This is a genomic window from Aureimonas sp. SA4125 (assembly GCF_019973775.1).
Classification (GTDB): Bacteria; Pseudomonadota; Alphaproteobacteria; order Rhizobiales; family Rhizobiaceae; genus Plantimonas.
Genome location: NZ_AP025032.1, coordinates 3,157,307 through 3,170,398 on the forward strand (window position 1 = coordinate 3,157,307; position 13,092 = coordinate 3,170,398).

At 67.4% G+C, this 13,092-nt stretch carries 23 protein-coding genes; 21 read left to right on the forward strand and 2 right to left on the reverse strand.

Features of this window, described 5'->3' with window-relative positions:
• Positions 1–132: 132 nt before the first annotated feature.
• The 16 genes from Sa4125_RS14855 (at position 133) to Sa4125_RS14930 (ending at position 7,549) form a co-directional block, all read left to right on the forward strand.
• Positions 133–324 (forward strand): hypothetical protein, encoded by a 192-nt coding sequence (locus Sa4125_RS14855; protein ID WP_223998988.1) that lies wholly within the window; start codon positions 133–135, stop codon positions 322–324.
• 3 nt (positions 325–327) lie between these two features.
• Positions 328–849, forward strand: a complete 522-nt coding sequence (locus Sa4125_RS14860; protein ID WP_223998990.1) for a hypothetical protein — start codon at positions 328–330, stop codon at positions 847–849.
• A complete protein-coding gene (locus Sa4125_RS14865; protein WP_223998992.1) occupies positions 846–1,151 on the forward strand; it encodes a hypothetical protein in 306 nt (101 codons plus the stop codon). The genes Sa4125_RS14860 and Sa4125_RS14865 overlap by 4 nt, the downstream gene beginning before the upstream one ends.
• An 11-nt stretch (positions 1,152–1,162) precedes the next feature.
• The gene (locus Sa4125_RS14870; protein ID WP_223998994.1) at positions 1,163–1,453 is read left to right on the forward strand and encodes a hypothetical protein; all 291 of its coding nucleotides are present in this window, start codon (positions 1,163–1,165) and stop codon (positions 1,451–1,453) included.
• 185 nt (positions 1,454–1,638) lie between these two features.
• Positions 1,639–2,907, forward strand: a complete 1,269-nt coding sequence (locus tag Sa4125_RS14875) for a hypothetical protein (RefSeq protein ID WP_223998997.1) — start codon at positions 1,639–1,641, stop codon at positions 2,905–2,907.
• Positions 2,907–3,125 (forward strand): hypothetical protein, encoded by a 219-nt coding sequence (locus Sa4125_RS14880; protein WP_223998999.1) that lies wholly within the window; start codon positions 2,907–2,909, stop codon positions 3,123–3,125. The genes Sa4125_RS14875 and Sa4125_RS14880 overlap by 1 nt, the downstream gene beginning before the upstream one ends.
• Positions 3,122–3,685 carry a hypothetical protein gene (locus Sa4125_RS14885; RefSeq protein WP_223999001.1) on the forward strand — a complete coding sequence of 188 codons (564 nt, stop codon included), beginning with the start codon at positions 3,122–3,124 and terminating at the stop codon, positions 3,683–3,685. The genes Sa4125_RS14880 and Sa4125_RS14885 overlap by 4 nt, the downstream gene beginning before the upstream one ends.
• Complete coding sequence (locus Sa4125_RS14890; protein ID WP_223999003.1) at positions 3,682–3,975, forward strand: hypothetical protein; 294 nt, start codon at positions 3,682–3,684, stop codon at positions 3,973–3,975. The genes Sa4125_RS14885 and Sa4125_RS14890 overlap by 4 nt, the downstream gene beginning before the upstream one ends.
• Positions 3,972–4,475, forward strand: coding sequence for a hypothetical protein (locus Sa4125_RS14895; RefSeq protein WP_223999005.1), 504 nt, complete (start codon positions 3,972–3,974; stop codon positions 4,473–4,475). Before Sa4125_RS14890 ends, Sa4125_RS14895 begins: the two co-directional genes overlap by 4 nt.
• Complete coding sequence (locus Sa4125_RS14900; protein ID WP_223999007.1) at positions 4,472–4,675, forward strand: hypothetical protein; 204 nt, start codon at positions 4,472–4,474, stop codon at positions 4,673–4,675. Before Sa4125_RS14895 ends, Sa4125_RS14900 begins: the two co-directional genes overlap by 4 nt.
• Complete coding sequence (locus Sa4125_RS14905; protein WP_223999009.1) at positions 4,672–5,043, forward strand: hypothetical protein; 372 nt, start codon at positions 4,672–4,674, stop codon at positions 5,041–5,043. Before Sa4125_RS14900 ends, Sa4125_RS14905 begins: the two co-directional genes overlap by 4 nt.
• On the forward strand, positions 5,043–5,234 hold the full coding sequence (locus Sa4125_RS14910; RefSeq protein WP_223999011.1) for a hypothetical protein: 192 nt from the start codon (positions 5,043–5,045) through the stop codon (positions 5,232–5,234). The genes Sa4125_RS14905 and Sa4125_RS14910 overlap by 1 nt, the downstream gene beginning before the upstream one ends.
• Positions 5,231–5,653: a hypothetical protein gene (locus tag Sa4125_RS14915; protein WP_223999013.1), complete on the forward strand. Its 423-nt coding sequence runs from the start codon at positions 5,231–5,233 to the stop codon at positions 5,651–5,653. Before Sa4125_RS14910 ends, Sa4125_RS14915 begins: the two co-directional genes overlap by 4 nt.
• Positions 5,646–5,969 (forward strand): DUF3307 domain-containing protein, encoded by a 324-nt coding sequence (locus Sa4125_RS14920; RefSeq protein ID WP_223999015.1) that lies wholly within the window; start codon positions 5,646–5,648, stop codon positions 5,967–5,969. The genes Sa4125_RS14915 and Sa4125_RS14920 overlap by 8 nt, the downstream gene beginning before the upstream one ends.
• A gap of 120 nt (positions 5,970–6,089) precedes the next feature.
• Positions 6,090–6,752, forward strand: a complete 663-nt coding sequence (locus tag Sa4125_RS14925; RefSeq protein ID WP_223999024.1) for a hypothetical protein — start codon at positions 6,090–6,092, stop codon at positions 6,750–6,752.
• A gap of 197 nt (positions 6,753–6,949) precedes the next feature.
• Positions 6,950–7,549: a hypothetical protein gene (locus Sa4125_RS14930; protein ID WP_223999025.1), complete on the forward strand. Its 600-nt coding sequence runs from the start codon at positions 6,950–6,952 to the stop codon at positions 7,547–7,549.
• Positions 7,550–7,553: 4 nt separating this feature from the next.
• On the opposite strand, the gene Sa4125_RS14935 is transcribed toward Sa4125_RS14930, so the two are convergent.
• Positions 7,554–7,949 (reverse strand): hypothetical protein, encoded by a 396-nt coding sequence (locus Sa4125_RS14935; protein ID WP_223999026.1) that lies wholly within the window; start codon positions 7,947–7,949, stop codon positions 7,554–7,556.
• On the reverse strand, positions 7,949–8,164 hold the full coding sequence (locus Sa4125_RS14940) for a hypothetical protein (protein ID WP_223999027.1): 216 nt from the start codon (positions 8,162–8,164) through the stop codon (positions 7,949–7,951). The genes Sa4125_RS14935 and Sa4125_RS14940 overlap by 1 nt, the downstream gene beginning before the upstream one ends.
• A 151-nt stretch (positions 8,165–8,315) precedes the next feature.
• On the opposite strand from Sa4125_RS14940, the gene Sa4125_RS14945 reads away from it, so the two are divergent.
• The 5 genes from Sa4125_RS14945 to Sa4125_RS14965 all read left to right on the forward strand — a co-directional run bounded on the left by Sa4125_RS14945 (position 8,316) and on the right by Sa4125_RS14965 (position 13,084).
• Positions 8,316–9,185, forward strand: a complete 870-nt coding sequence (locus Sa4125_RS14945) for a hypothetical protein (protein ID WP_223999028.1) — start codon at positions 8,316–8,318, stop codon at positions 9,183–9,185.
• On the forward strand, positions 9,182–10,786 hold the full coding sequence (locus tag Sa4125_RS14950) for a DEAD/DEAH box helicase family protein (protein WP_223999029.1): 1,605 nt from the start codon (positions 9,182–9,184) through the stop codon (positions 10,784–10,786). Before Sa4125_RS14945 ends, Sa4125_RS14950 begins: the two co-directional genes overlap by 4 nt.
• Entirely contained in the window at positions 10,768–11,388 is a 621-nt protein-coding gene (locus Sa4125_RS14955) for a DNA methyltransferase (protein ID WP_223999030.1), read from the forward strand. Before Sa4125_RS14950 ends, Sa4125_RS14955 begins: the two co-directional genes overlap by 19 nt.
• A 77-nt stretch (positions 11,389–11,465) precedes the next feature.
• A complete protein-coding gene (locus Sa4125_RS14960; protein ID WP_223999032.1) occupies positions 11,466–12,365 on the forward strand; it encodes a hypothetical protein in 900 nt (299 codons plus the stop codon).
• A 62-nt stretch (positions 12,366–12,427) separates the two neighbouring features.
• On the forward strand, positions 12,428–13,084 hold the full coding sequence (locus Sa4125_RS14965) for an SOS response-associated peptidase (RefSeq protein ID WP_224007838.1): 657 nt from the start codon (positions 12,428–12,430) through the stop codon (positions 13,082–13,084).
• The last annotated feature ends 8 nt before the right edge of the window (positions 13,085–13,092 follow it).

A 13,092-nucleotide genomic window follows, 5' to 3' on the forward strand; every position in this document is an offset into this window, starting at 1 on the left:
CGTAGTCGTCGCGGGATTCGTATCGGACGAGTCCTGCCAGTCGGCCGCCCGCGCGATCGCCAGCGCATTCCGGCCGGCCGGCGGCGGGCAGGCATTGGGGTCCTGCACTGCCGTACCCGCGCCGCAGGAGGCATGACCATGGACACCCGCTCCGACCGCCAAATCGCCGCCGCCGCCGACCGCTCGGAGCAAGCCCGCCTCGATGCCGACCTCGCCGCGGCGCTGCGCAACGGCAGCGTGCTCGTCGTCGAGGCTCCGCGCCCCGGGTTCGCCGCGCGCCGGCGCGATCGCATGCTCCGCGTCCAGCAGACGCGGGAGGGCTGATCCGTGACATTCGAGATGCCGACCTCGCGCACCGCCGACGCGGCCAAGCTCGCCGTCCTCTGGCGCGACAAGGGCGGCGCCGGCGGCGGAGGCGGTCTCGATCGAATCCTGTTCGAGATGCTCTTCGGCGCGTTCGTCGAAATCGGCGACGGCACGAACCTCGCCAATCGCGAGACCGTTTTCAAGCAGGGCACGTCGCCGCTTTCGCTCTACACCGCGATCTTCGGCGGGGCGACCGGGGTGCAGATCATCGATGCGCTGAAGTACGGCGCGCAGAACGGCAGCGGCCTGACGTCGATCTACGGCATGATCTCCGACATCCGGTCGATCCTGGTGCCCACGGAGCCCGGCTCGCCGGGCGGCGTGCAGACGACCGAGCCGCTGAAGAACGGCACGGACCAAGAGGTGCTCATCGGCGGGTCGTTCTACAGCACCATCGTGGCGATGCAGGGGATCATCGAGGAGCAGCAGCAGGCGATCGAGGAGCTGTCCGACCGCGTGCGCGAGCTGGCGGCCGAGCGATGACCCGCCGCCTCATCGGCGCCGCCGTTCTCGCGACGTCGGCGGCCGCCCTCTTCACGGCCGGCCCCGCCGTCGCAGTCTCGATCGCTCTCTTGGCCGCCCTCCTCCGCGAGCACGCGCTGCGCACGGGCGGCGAGCGTCGCCTCCGCGCGGCCCTCGCCGAGATGGAAGGCGTCGCCCGTTCCGCCGGCGAGGTACGCTCGGTCAAGATCCATCCGGACAGCCTCGCCGACTTCCGTGACCTGATGTTCGAGGATGATGACGAGGAACCCACGATGGCGCGGGATCTCCGCGTCCTGCACTGAGGACCAACCGCATGCGCACCGTCGACCAGACCATCCGCCGGATCGAGGCGGGAGAGGACGTCTCCCCGGCCGATGTCAGGCTGGCGGTCGCAGTGCTGCATCAGGCCTATCTCGAACTCGCGCATGGCGTGGAGAAGGCCGTTGCCGAGGTCGGAACGGACGAGTGGGCAATGGCCCGGCTCGGCGGCTACGCCTACGAGAGCGACATCATGCTAAAGGACCCGGTCGGCATGTATCGCCCCGCCGGCGGCATGCTCGACGCCTTCCTCGCGCGCGAAAAATATTCCGAAGGCACCGCCTAGCCCGGTCAACGCATTTGGCCGATCCGCACCGCCGGCGGTTTGCCTCGCGCTCCGCCGGCACCCAGCATTTCAGGTGCCGGGTGTGGTGCTCCTTCCCCGCCCGGCGCTCCCCCGTCCGGTCGGCGTCGTGCCCGACCGGACACCCCGGGGCGAGCTGGCGAGGGAGGGGAACGGGGAGAGCGAAGATGGGGAATGAAATCAAGATTGGGCTTCAGGGCATCGAGGTCAACGACGAAGGCGTGACGGTCACCGTCGTTTCGGGCGACACCGAATTCACGATTTCGCGCTGCGACATCGATACCGTCGTCGGCCTCGAAGACATCGTCGAGGAGATGGTCGCGCAGGCATCGGGCCACCTTCGCGAGCTGATCGTGCGCCAGGATGCCCTCAACGAGATGGACGAGGGGCTGCGAGAGGGCGCCGTCGTCGCAGGTCCGCTCGCTGGCTTCATGTCACGCGCCGATGCGGAATCCGCGTTCGCGACATCGCCCGAGGGCTCCGTGGTGGTGCCATCGGTCGCAGAGCTGAAGCGCCGCAAGGCCTTCGCCGAGGCGGTCATCGCCGAGTGCAAGGCCGCCGAGCTGACGGGCGACACAATCCGGATCCCGAACAGCGAGTACGCCGACCTCCTCGCCGCCAAGCGCAAGGGCGAGCGCGCCGCTGAGCGTCTCGCGGCCATCGAGAATCAGTTCCCCAAACCGTTCGGTCTTTTCCTGAAGTCGGGACTCGTGAAGTTCCGCGCGACGCAGGAGGTCTACGACGAGATCGATGCCGCGTTGCCCGCCAGTGCTTTCTGGAGCCTGGCTTCCGGCGCAGGCGAGACGGCATCGGACATGTCCGACAGCGCACCCAACGGCGGCGGTCCGGTGGAGCCGGAACTCGACATCGACGGCCTCATCGTGGGGAAGGTCAAATCGTCGATCTTCAACAGCGCCGTATACAGCGCCCTCGAGGCCGAGAAGGCCGAGGCCATCGCGTCCTTCGCCGGCGACGAGTCTTTGCCGGACGACCTTCTCGCCGCCCGCCGCGAGGCCGTCGCAGCCCGCGACAAGAACGACGGCGGTCAGGTCGAGCCGGAGCTGGACATCGATGCTCTCGTTGCGGCAGCCGCACCGACGGAGAAGGGCAATACCGCCGCCTGTGACTACGTCAACGTGATGTCGTTGAGCGGCATGCCTCGCCGTTTCTACGACCCGAAGCGGTCGAGCCAGATTAGGCCCGTGAAGTGCGAGGTCACAGAATACACCGAGGGCCTTTGCGGAGACGGCGCGGCCATCCTCAAGGACGGTTCGCTGATGCGGATCACGGAGATCCTTGCGGAGTTGGCGCAAGGTGCCGAGGACCGCGATTTTATTTTTCGGTTGTGCGGTGTTGGAGACACCCCGATTGACGACGGCGGTCAGGTCGAGCCGGAGCTCAACATCGACGCCCTTGTCGCGAAGGCGGCAGCCTGATGCCCGCCCCGTCGACCATCCGCCGAGCGGCTGCCTACGCCGCGCGCTTCGGCATCCCGCCCGTACCGGCGCCGACATCTCTGCCGGTCTACCCCATCCTCGTCGACGACGAGACGCAGCGCCGGGCGGCGAGCGAGAACCTCGGGCGGCGGCTGGCGTCGCGGGACCGCACGCCGCAGGACGTCCTTGAGGCGCTGGACTTCGGAGCGGCTCGATGATCCCCGCCCAGTACACCGAGATCGTCGCCGCGCTGAACTTCGAGTTCTTCGCAGCGATCACCCCGGCGCAGGCCGAGGCCATGCGCGAGGCCTCCGCGTCGCGGGACGGGCAGCCGTTCGAGATCGCCACCGGCGTGTTTGTCCACACCTGGGCGACAGCAGACATCTTGCCGTCCATCATCACTGATCCCGGCGTGCCAGCAGACCTCGACGACGGCGACCTTGCCGAAGCCGCCGAGGAGGGCGCCTACATCCCCGGCCTCCTCGACGAGATCCGGCGCCGCGCGGCCCTGCTGACGGCCGACGAGCTTTTGTCCGTCGAGCCGTTCGAGGGCGACGACGGCGATGTCCGCGTGCTGTCGTCGAAGGTCGTGCGTGGCCGGAAAGAGCACCGAGACCACTGGTCGGGGATGCCCATTGCCGCAGGCGAGCTGCACGTCTTCCGCAAGGAACTGATGGACGGCGAGTTCCTGACGACCCGACATTCACGGGAGACGCTGTGGCTGGCGTGGGTCGGAGGGTTCGGCGCGTCGGCGCTGGCGAAGCAGGTGTCGCCATGACCATCGTCGTCATCGAACCCGGCGAGTGGATTGGCCTCGCTGACGATCCGGTTCGCGGCACGTTCGGTGACGGCCGTGGCGGCAAGTGGGACCCCGACATGTGGGATCACGTCGTGACGGCTGCCGACCCGGTCTTGCCGGACGTCGGCACAATCGCGAACGCCATCTGGCTTGCGACCCGCGACCGCGAGGACCGCAGCGACATGGCCCTCAAGGACATGCCGCGCGACTGCACTGCCTGGGTCGCGGCCCGCGCGGTTCTCAAGCTTCTGACGAAGGAACGGTCATGACGCGGACACCAACGACCACCCGCACGATATCCCACGCCGAGGCCCGCGACGCCTCATCCCGCCTCATTGCCGGCGCGTTCCGGCGCGACGGCGAGCGCCTCGAGGACGACGTCCGGCCCCGGTTCGGGATCCCGACGCGGGTAGACTACGACGACGACTGCCTCATCGTGGCGTACATCGAGCAGCGGGAGGCGGCGGACCTCGTTGCCGCCCATGAGGTGGAGGGTGCGAAGCTTGCCGTCGCCCAGCTCACGCGCGAGCTGACTTGCCGCGACGCCATGATCTCCGAGCACCTCGGGACGATCATGCGCCTGAAGAACCGGATTGAGGCATGCGCCGCTTTCCCGGACGAGCTTCCTCACGACATCGCGCAGGAAGCGGGTCAATTCTACGAGCAGGCGGCTGTGTTGCATCCCGGCCGTCGCAAGGCCGAGCCGATGCGTCATGCGTGGCGCGAGGTGATCCGTCCCCGCGTCCAGAAGCTGGAGCCGACGTCGTGAAGCGCCTCGTCCTCAACCCGGCCGGCTGGACCTGCCCGCTCGGCGAATGCCCGCCCGGCCCGCTCGTCCACGACGGCGAGCTGTTCTTCAAGGACGACTACGGCCAGCACTTTCTCGACAACGGGGACTCGTGGGCGACGGCGCGCGGCGACATCGTCGTGCAGCCCGTCGTCGCCGAATGGGAGGACTGGGAGCTATGACCCCCGAGCTGTCCAAGAAGATCGGTGACGCCCTGCGACGCGAGGCCGACACGAATGTCCGCGTCAGCCATTGCGCGGCGCCCGGTTGCCACTGGTCGACCCACGGCGACTCTGACAGCCTGCGCTGCATCCGCAAGGGTTGCCCCGGGGCGGCCGGCAAACACGTAAAGGCCAACCGCGCCATCGCCGCCGACCTCTCCTATTCCGACCCCGGCCGCGCCGCCGACGTCTGGCGCAAGCGCGCCGAGGCCCTCGCCGAGCTGGCCGACGCGCACGAGCGCAGCCTCGCCGACGCGATGTCGGCGACCATGCTGCTCGCGGATCAGGTGCTGGCGGTCCGCGGGATCGTCGCGCCGAGGGCGGTCTGATGATCCTCCCCGTCGCCGACATGCATGGCCGCCCCTTCGAGATCACGCCCGGCGTTCCGCGCGGCACGCACGAATGGCGCGTCGACTACGCCGGCGCCGTCGACCAGTGGTTCTGCCGACGTTGCGGCGAGAACTGGTGGGAGCTGTCCGAGGACAAACCCCTCACCCCATGCCGGAAGGCGGCGACATGATGTTCTACGCTGACCGCGCTTTCCCGAGCCACGACCCCGAGGTCATCAACCGCCCGGTCCACTACGGCCACGCCCGTACCCCGGAGGCGCACTGGCGCGCGATCGTGAACTCGGTTGCCGGCGCCGTCGCCGCGTTCGGCCCGACGCTCGATCTCGAACAGGCGTCCGACCTCGCCAACAAGCTGATGGGCTGCCTCGAGTGGCAGGGGCTGCACGTCGTCCCGACGAAGCCCACAAAGGAGATGGTGCAGGCGTCCCTCGCAGCGCTGCGCCGCCACAACCGCGTCATCGGCGGCGAGATGAACGTTGAGGAGAAGCATAAATGGCGGCTCGAGCAAGCGGTCGCCGCCGGGTCGGACTGGCGCGCGGCACGGGACGGCTGGAAGACGTCGCGGTCGAACGGTGCCGGCCGTGCTTGAGGTCTTCGCGCTCCTCGTCGCCGCGCATGCCGTCGCGGACTACCCGCTCCAAGGCGACTTCCTGTCCCGAGCGAAGAACCGCGTCTCCCCGGTCGTCGGCGTGCCCTGGTATCAGGCCCTCGGCGCGCATGCGGCAATCCACGCCGGCGCCGTCGGGATCGTGACGGGCAGCCTCGCGCTGGGCCTCGCCGAGTTCGTGGCCCACGCGGTGATCGACGACCTGAAGTGCAGGGGCCGGATCTCCTACATTACGGATCAGGCGCTGCACGTCGCGTGCAAGGCGGCGTGGGTCGGCGTCATGGTGGCCGCAGCCTAGCATCTTGCACGAGGAGTCTCACTCTGACGGAGACTCCTCCGTTCACGGTGTCCCCACATGCCCACCACCCCCGGCCTCGGCTTCGGCCTGTCGATCGACTACGCGGCGTTCTCCCGCGACATGAACGCGATCGCGCGCAAGGCGCTGCCCCGCGCCGCCGCCGCCGTCATGAACCGGGCGGCCCGCGAAGCGAAGGTCGCCCTCGCCGAGCACGCGGTCGAGGTCTTCGACCGCCCTAAGCCGATGACGCTCCAAGCCTTTGTCGTCCGGAAGGCCCGCGTCGGCGACGCCGGGGCCGCGACGATGTCGGTCAGCATCAAGGAGCCAACCGCCTCTTACCTTTATCGTCAGATCGTCGGCGGCGTCCGACGCACGGGCGAGGACGGCGGGTCCGGCCGTCACGACCTCTTCACATACGCGATCCGGCCGGACCGCTACGGTGGCGTCCCGCGCGGGGCGTCGCGGAAGCTGGCGGCGACGAACAAGGCGGAGAAGGCCGCGCGGAAGGCTGCTCGCGCCACGGGCAAGCGCTACGGCAAGACAGGCGGGATTTTCTTTGGGGAGATCCATGGCACCAAGGGGTACTGGCGTCGGCCGCGAGGGCGCGATGGCAGCCCGACCCTGCTGCTGAAAGTGCAGGAGACGTCCCGGTACAGGAAACAGTTCCGGTTCGAGGAAACCGTGAAGCGGAGCTACCGCAAGTTCGTCACGCAGCGCGAGTTCGGCTACGAACTCGATCGCCAGATCGCCCGTGCGCTGGCGACGAGCGGCGGCAGGCGCTGACGAGGCGCTTGCGCAGATGCGCGGCGGATGGGAGGAGTCTCCGTATGACAGAGACTCCTGCAAGACCGCCGCGTACCGCTCCCGCGCCGAAGTCCGTGGCTCCCGCCCATCGTGATGCTCTTGGTGTCATCGATGAGGCCACCGCCCTCGTCCTGCGGGCGACATGGCCGAACCGGAGCATCGAGGCTGCGGACTTCGTGCGCCTCGGGCTGGAGATCTACGGCACGGAGGAGCGCTGGAAGCGCGAGATCGCCGAGGACCTGGTTCGCTTTCGGCCGAAGGGCAAGGGGAGCATGCCCTCCAGCGGGAAGCTGGACCGCAACCTGATCCGCCGCTGGGCGTCAGGTGAGAAGCCCATCCCGCCATGGGTCGGCCCTGCCCTTCTGAAGCTGCCGTCCATTGCCATCGCCCGGATGCGTGCGCACATCGTGTTCCTTCGCTCGCAGGTGGCCGAGTTCGAGGACGGCCTCGTGATCGAGGAGCGCCGCATCGACGCCGTCTTGCGCGGCTGGGTCGCTCGGTATGCCGAGGCGCCGCCTCTCGTTGACCCGCCCCAAGCGAAGACACTCGAGGCCGGCGAATGGCCAACGGTCAATTCCGAAAATCTCGATCAAGCACATGACGATGGCAGTGGGGCGTACGATGTCGCCGCCGACCTGTCCGACGACGACGCGACTGCGCGACCGGAGCACCCGGACCTCAGGAAGGCATGGGACGCCGGATGGCGGGAGGCCAACGAGAGGCACCGCGCGGCGCATGTAAGTGTCGCGGAGCAGGCCAAGCGCTCGAAGCCCTAGGTTACTACCAGCCTCGTTCGGCCTCGTCCCGCGCTAGGGCATCGAACCCGTCACGCATCATCGCCGCGAAGTCCGTGAGGTCGTCCCAGCCGCCGAGCGCGTCGACGCATGTTGGGTGGACCACCACGCCCATGGCAACAAGCGCCTCGGGATCGTCGTCGATGACCTGCTTGCCAATGGCGTTGCCGACAAACGGCAGCCGGGCGTCCCGCCCGGTTTTCGGTGGGTCGCGGCGGGTCGCCGGGATCCAGCCGTCAACGACCCGTGCGGCGCTCATGGCGACGTAGAGCGGGTGCTTCCCGGCCAGCCTGACAGTGACTTCCGATCCATCTGGCGGCACGTAGGCGATGAGGCCGAGCGAATGCAGCCGGGCCTCGTCGATGGGCGCGGGGCCGACCATCAGCCGGCCCGATCTGTGTCGGCGAGGTCGCGCAACGCCCGTTCGCGGAGGAGCGCCGCCAGCCTGTCGATGGCGGCGGCTGGGGGCTGAAGCGCGCTCTCGCCCGAGTGACCCCAGCGGTTGACGTAGCCCAGGCTGTATCCGGTGGCGACGGCGATCTCGGGCTTCGTGAGGCGGAGACGACGGCGGAGATTTTGGTAGCGGTCGGCGTTCATGGCGGCTCCCCTTGGTCAGTTCACAATCATGCGGCGTCGCATACGCTTGTGGCAAACCTCATCTTCTTCGCCGGCGATTTGACGCCAGCGCGCCGGCGCCTCACCATTTTTGTATGCCGGATCGCATAGCGCGGTCCGCCGGGATGGAGAGATGAAGATGGTTTCGATGAATGCACTCAAGGCGGTTCTGGTTGGTCTCTTCGGAGACGATATCGAACTGAGGGCGGAAAGCTTCGCCGCCGAGCACCCGGGCAACCCCAAGTTCGCTGGCGTGCACTCGACCGAGGTCGATGGGATATCGCTGAACGTCACGGCGGAGTTGGTTCGCGGCACCCCGGTCAAGCTTCTCATGGTCACGACCGTGGAGAGCCGGGATCAGGTCGCCTACGGGCGCGTCGGGATGGCGGCACAGCGAGCCATCGAGGCTGAGGCCGAGGCCAAGCGGGTCGCCGATGAGATCGCCGCCGCCGCACTCGCTGCGCGTCGTCTGCGTTCCACTCCCGCCGAGTTCGAGATCACCTTGTCGGGGACGGCATACGACAAGAAACACCTGGATGCGGACGTTGCCACGTACATCGCAGGCGACATCGTGATTTGGGAGCATCCACGTTTCGGAACGCAGCGCTGGGTTGTCACGGGCACGGGCAAGGAGTTCGCAGCGAGGGACGGCAAGCCTCAGCAGCGCGCCTACGGGATGCCGGAAGAGGAGTTCGCGAAGCTCAACGACGCGGGCCGCGACGCCCTTCCCGCGACTGCGGAAGAGGCATCGGCGCAGCGCGTCGAGCGCGCCGCCGTGAACGCCAAGGAGACCCGGAAGGCGGCTTCCGCGCTTGGCGGCAAAGCCCTCAAGGGTACTCCGAAGCAGAAAGAGTGGGCCGAGAAGATCCGCAAGGAGTGCCTCGGCAGGGTGACGGAAGAGGTCGGCGCCAAGCTTCTGTCGGCTGCCGCCGCGCAGACATCGAAGTTCTGGATCGAGAACCGGACGGCGCTCGCCGCTGGGAAGACGGCAGGTCTCCTGTGAAGCTGCGCCCGTATCAGTCCGAACTGAGCGAGCGGGTCCGGTCGGTCCGTTCGAACGTGCTTGTGCAGGCCGACACGGGCGCCGGGAAGACCGCGATCCTCGCCGACGTCGCGAAGCGAGAACAGTACGTCGTTGCGTTGGCACACCGGAACATTCTCATCCGGCAGATGTCGTCCACGCTGGCGCGGCATGGCGTGCGCCACACGACGGTATGCTCGGACCACACCCGCCGACTCTGCCTCCTCGAGCACCGGAGGGCCGTCGGGCAGGAAATGCTCACGGGAACGAGAGCGAACAAGGTCGTCTCGTCTGTCGACCGACTTCTGTCGATGCACCGACGCTGCACGCTGCGCCTCGACAGGTCAAAGCCGTGGACGGTGCTCGTCGACGAGGCGCACCACATGCTCGACTCGAACAAGTGGGGCCGCGTCCAGGAGGTCCTGCCGAACGCAAGGTTTGTCGGGTTCACCGCGACGCCGTGCCGTGCCGACGGCGCGTCTCTCGCGCGCGGCCGCGGCGGCGTCTTCGATGAACTGATGCAGGCAGAGGAGCTGCGCGCCGACAGCGTGCGCAAGCTGATCTCGTGGGGCTATCTTTCCGACTTCGCATGCTACTCGGTCCCGGCTCCGGCCGACTTCAACGAGGACGCCCTCGTCGTCGGCGCCGACGGGGACTACACGCCGCAATCCCAGCTCGGCGCGTTCGACGGCGCGGCGTGGACGTTCGCGGGAGACGCAGTCCGGCACTACCGCCGCCTCGCCGACGGCAAGCAAGCCATCGTGTTCTGCGTCGGCATCGGGATTGCTCAGATAACGGCGAAGATGTTCCGCGACGCGGGGCACTCCGCCGCCGCGATCTCCTCGCAGATGTCGCCCGCCGAGGTCGCCCGCGTGTTCGACCTGTTCCGCTCGAAAGCCGTGAACGTCATCTGCCACGTCGACATGCTCGGCGAAGGCGTCGACGTTCCCGCGATCGAGGCGCTGATCATGCTGCGCAAGACCGCCAGCCTCGCGAACTTCCGGCAGTGGGTTGGCCGCGCCTTGCGACCCGAGCCGGGCAAGGCGCGCGCGATCATCATCGACCACGTCGGCAACGTGCTGACGCATGGCATGCCCGACGAGCACATCGCGTGGTCGCTTGAGGACCCGCCGCGTTCCGGAAAGAGCAACCTCGTCGCCTGCGCGGAATGCGCGGCTTCGTACAAGGGATGGCTATCGCGCTGCCCCGAATGCGGCGAGGCGAACCCGCTCTGGAAGCGTCGGGGTGGAGTCGCCCCCGTCACCGACGTCCGTCACCTCGACATGCAGCTCGTCGAGCGCGAGCGCGTCCGGGTCGAGAAGGAATGGCGAGAGGCGAGCGAGATCATCGTTCCCGACACCCTCGCCGGGCGCGGCGCTCTCTCGGCGGCGGCGGGCAAGCTGGCGATCTGGTTCGCGGAGAGCGTCGCTCCGAAACACGGCTTCACCGCCGTGAACGAGTTCCTCCGTTCGGAGGCCGACGACATCGACTGGTGGATCGACCGCTTCGCCGTTGCTGACATCGCGGCCGGCCGGACGGCCAAATGCGAGAAGGAGATGTCGAGATGGCTGCGGTCACGCTGATCAACGGCAACGCCGCCGACTTTCGCGGGGACGCTGACCTCATCATGACGGACCCGCCGTACGACCTCCCCGGCGCCGAGCTCGCGCGGATCCTCGGCGGCATTCGGTCCGACCACCTGGTGCTCGTCACGTCGATGCGACAGCTCATGGAGTTCGCGGCAGCCTCGGACTGGCGACTGTCCTTCGACTTCGTGTTGGACGCGGTCGTCCCGAAGGACTCGAAGGCCCGGCACATGCCGCACTACACCCACCAGACCGGGGTCTACATGACCCGCAACGGGGCAAAATCGCGCTTCGACCGCCGACGCCGGGAGCGGAGCGACACGTTCGACGGCAAGGGGTTCTGGCCGACGGTCCTGCGCAGCCCGCGCAACCGCAACCGCGAGCACGGGATGGCGAAGAACCTGACGGCGTGGACGGACATCCTCGGGTCCTTCAACGTCGCTAGCGTCGTCGACCCGTTCGCCGGGTCCGGGACGACCGGGTTCGCTGCGCTGGATCTCGGCATCGACGCGACGCTCGTGGAGATCGACAAGGCTCATTGCGACAGGATCGAGCGGAGCTTGGGTTTCGCGGGACTCCCCGTGCGCAGGGCAGCGTAGATCCTACATTGCGGTCGCACTGGCGGCTCGGTCAGCATATGGTCGGTGCAACGACTGTATGAGCAGAAGGATTTACAGTGACACGCTTTGTCATTTCAGACCCCATCGGCAAGGTTGCAGTGGGAGTGCCGTTCGAGGCGTTCCTTGACATCGTCAGGAGCAGCGCGATCCGGTCAGCCGCGACGGGCGACAACTTTTTTGAGTTCGGCACTTCTGAGAACGTCAACGTGCGCTTCGAAGCGACCGCCGACGGCGACATTCAAATCACGATGTTCTCGACGTTGAACAAGGACGACAATCCTCCCCTCCGACTTCAGATCGCGGATGGGGATGAGCCAGTTTCCGCCGCCGATGTCGAACGCCGCATCCGCTCGCTGCGACAGGCATACGCGATCGCCTACATGGTCGACGCGCGCCGCACAGTGGAGTTGGCTCGGGTCCTTGAGGAGGAGCCGGACGCCGATATCGAAGAGACCTGCTTGGCTCCGCAAGAACGTCTCTACATCGGCACGCTGACGCCAGGCTCGATGTGGCTCACGTTGCTGACCAAATCGAAGAAGGCCTACTCGGTAGCTCGGTATGGTCTTGCCCTAACGTTCGCAGAAGGTCGTATGGCTTTTCTCGATCGCTTAAAAGCCGACACCAAGCTGAAGCAGCTCGATGTCGAGGAGAGGGAGAACGAGATCCACCGCAAGCGACACGCCGGGGCGATCGACACCGTTCGGAACATCGAGAAAATCAAGGACCCGGTGGTCAAGCAGGCGATAATGAACGCCTACGTCGGGCAGATCGCTGGGGTGACGGGCACCACGCCTGAAGCGTTATCCACGGGCCTCGCGCAGATCAACGGAAAGGCGGACACGCCCGGGCTGACCGCAACACTTCCCACGCCGAAAACCTCTGTCGATTTAGGACGTCGCAATGGCGCGAAACGGTTGGCGATCACAAAGAAGGAAGCCGACTCGCCGCCGGAGTAGCGCCGTCGTCGATTTTACCCCGCTCGAGAAGCCGCGTCGTCGCGAACGAAGGGATCGCTCCCATCTGCAACCTCTACTCGATCACCAAGGGCCAGTCGGCCATCCTCCATTTCACCCGCGCCATGCATGACCGCACGGGCAACCTGCCGTCTCTGCCCGGCGTGTTCCCGGACACGATGGCGCCCATCGTGCGCAACGTCGACGGCGAACGCGAGCTGACGATGGCGCGGTGGGGCATGCCATCGCCCGCCTTCGCGCTGAAGGACCGCAAGACTGATCCCGGCGTCACCAACATCCGGAACACCAAGTCGCCGCACTGGCGCCGCTGGCTCGGGCCGGAACACCGATGCCTCGTGCCACTGACCAGCTTCTCGGAATACGACACCGTCGACGGCAAGAAAGTGCCGGCCTGGTTCGCCCTCGACGAGGACCGTCCCCTCGCCGTCTTCGCCGGCATCTGGTGCAACTGGACGTCGACGAGGAAGGTGAAGGAGGGCGAGGTGAATGCCGACCTCTACGGGTTCCTGACGACCGAGCCGAACGACGTCGTGCGCCCGATCCATCCGAAAGCCATGCCCGTCATCCTGACCGAGCCCGAAGAGATGGACGTCTGGCTGCGCGCGCCGTGGGTGGAGGCGGCGGCGCTTCAGCGGCCGCTGCCGGACGGGGTGCTGACCATCGTGGCGAGGGGGAAGCGCAGCGACGGGGGCGACGACTGATGTTCGAA

Bases quoted from the DNA above. Each gene is read 5' to 3' on its own strand.
- Sa4125_RS14855 (WP_223998988.1), top strand. From the start codon at position 133: ATGACCATGGACACCCGCTCCGACCGCCAAATCGCCGCCGCCGCCGAC.
- Sa4125_RS14865 (WP_223998992.1), top strand. From the start codon at position 846: ATGACCCGCCGCCTCATCGGCGCCGCCGTTCTCGCGACGTCGGCGGCC.
- Sa4125_RS14870 (WP_223998994.1), top strand. From the start codon at position 1,163: ATGCGCACCGTCGACCAGACCATCCGCCGGATCGAGGCGGGAGAGGAC.
- Sa4125_RS14875 (WP_223998997.1), top strand. From the start codon at position 1,639: ATGGGGAATGAAATCAAGATTGGGCTTCAGGGCATCGAGGTCAACGAC.
- Sa4125_RS14880 (WP_223998999.1), top strand. From the start codon at position 2,907: ATGCCCGCCCCGTCGACCATCCGCCGAGCGGCTGCCTACGCCGCGCGC.
- Sa4125_RS14885 (WP_223999001.1), top strand. From the start codon at position 3,122: ATGATCCCCGCCCAGTACACCGAGATCGTCGCCGCGCTGAACTTCGAG.
- Sa4125_RS14890 (WP_223999003.1), top strand. From the start codon at position 3,682: ATGACCATCGTCGTCATCGAACCCGGCGAGTGGATTGGCCTCGCTGAC.
- Sa4125_RS14895 (WP_223999005.1), top strand. From the start codon at position 3,972: ATGACGCGGACACCAACGACCACCCGCACGATATCCCACGCCGAGGCC.
- Sa4125_RS14905 (WP_223999009.1), top strand. From the start codon at position 4,672: ATGACCCCCGAGCTGTCCAAGAAGATCGGTGACGCCCTGCGACGCGAG.
- Sa4125_RS14910 (WP_223999011.1), top strand. From the start codon at position 5,043: ATGATCCTCCCCGTCGCCGACATGCATGGCCGCCCCTTCGAGATCACG.
- Sa4125_RS14915 (WP_223999013.1), top strand. From the start codon at position 5,231: ATGATGTTCTACGCTGACCGCGCTTTCCCGAGCCACGACCCCGAGGTC.
- Sa4125_RS14925 (WP_223999024.1), top strand. From the start codon at position 6,090: ATGAACGCGATCGCGCGCAAGGCGCTGCCCCGCGCCGCCGCCGCCGTC.
- Sa4125_RS14935 (WP_223999026.1), bottom strand. From the start codon at position 7,949: ATGGTCGGCCCCGCGCCCATCGACGAGGCCCGGCTGCATTCGCTCGGC.
- Sa4125_RS14940 (WP_223999027.1), bottom strand. From the start codon at position 8,164: ATGAACGCCGACCGCTACCAAAATCTCCGCCGTCGTCTCCGCCTCACG.
- Sa4125_RS14945 (WP_223999028.1), top strand. From the start codon at position 8,316: ATGAAGATGGTTTCGATGAATGCACTCAAGGCGGTTCTGGTTGGTCTC.
- Sa4125_RS14955 (WP_223999030.1), top strand. From the start codon at position 10,768: ATGGCTGCGGTCACGCTGATCAACGGCAACGCCGCCGACTTTCGCGGG.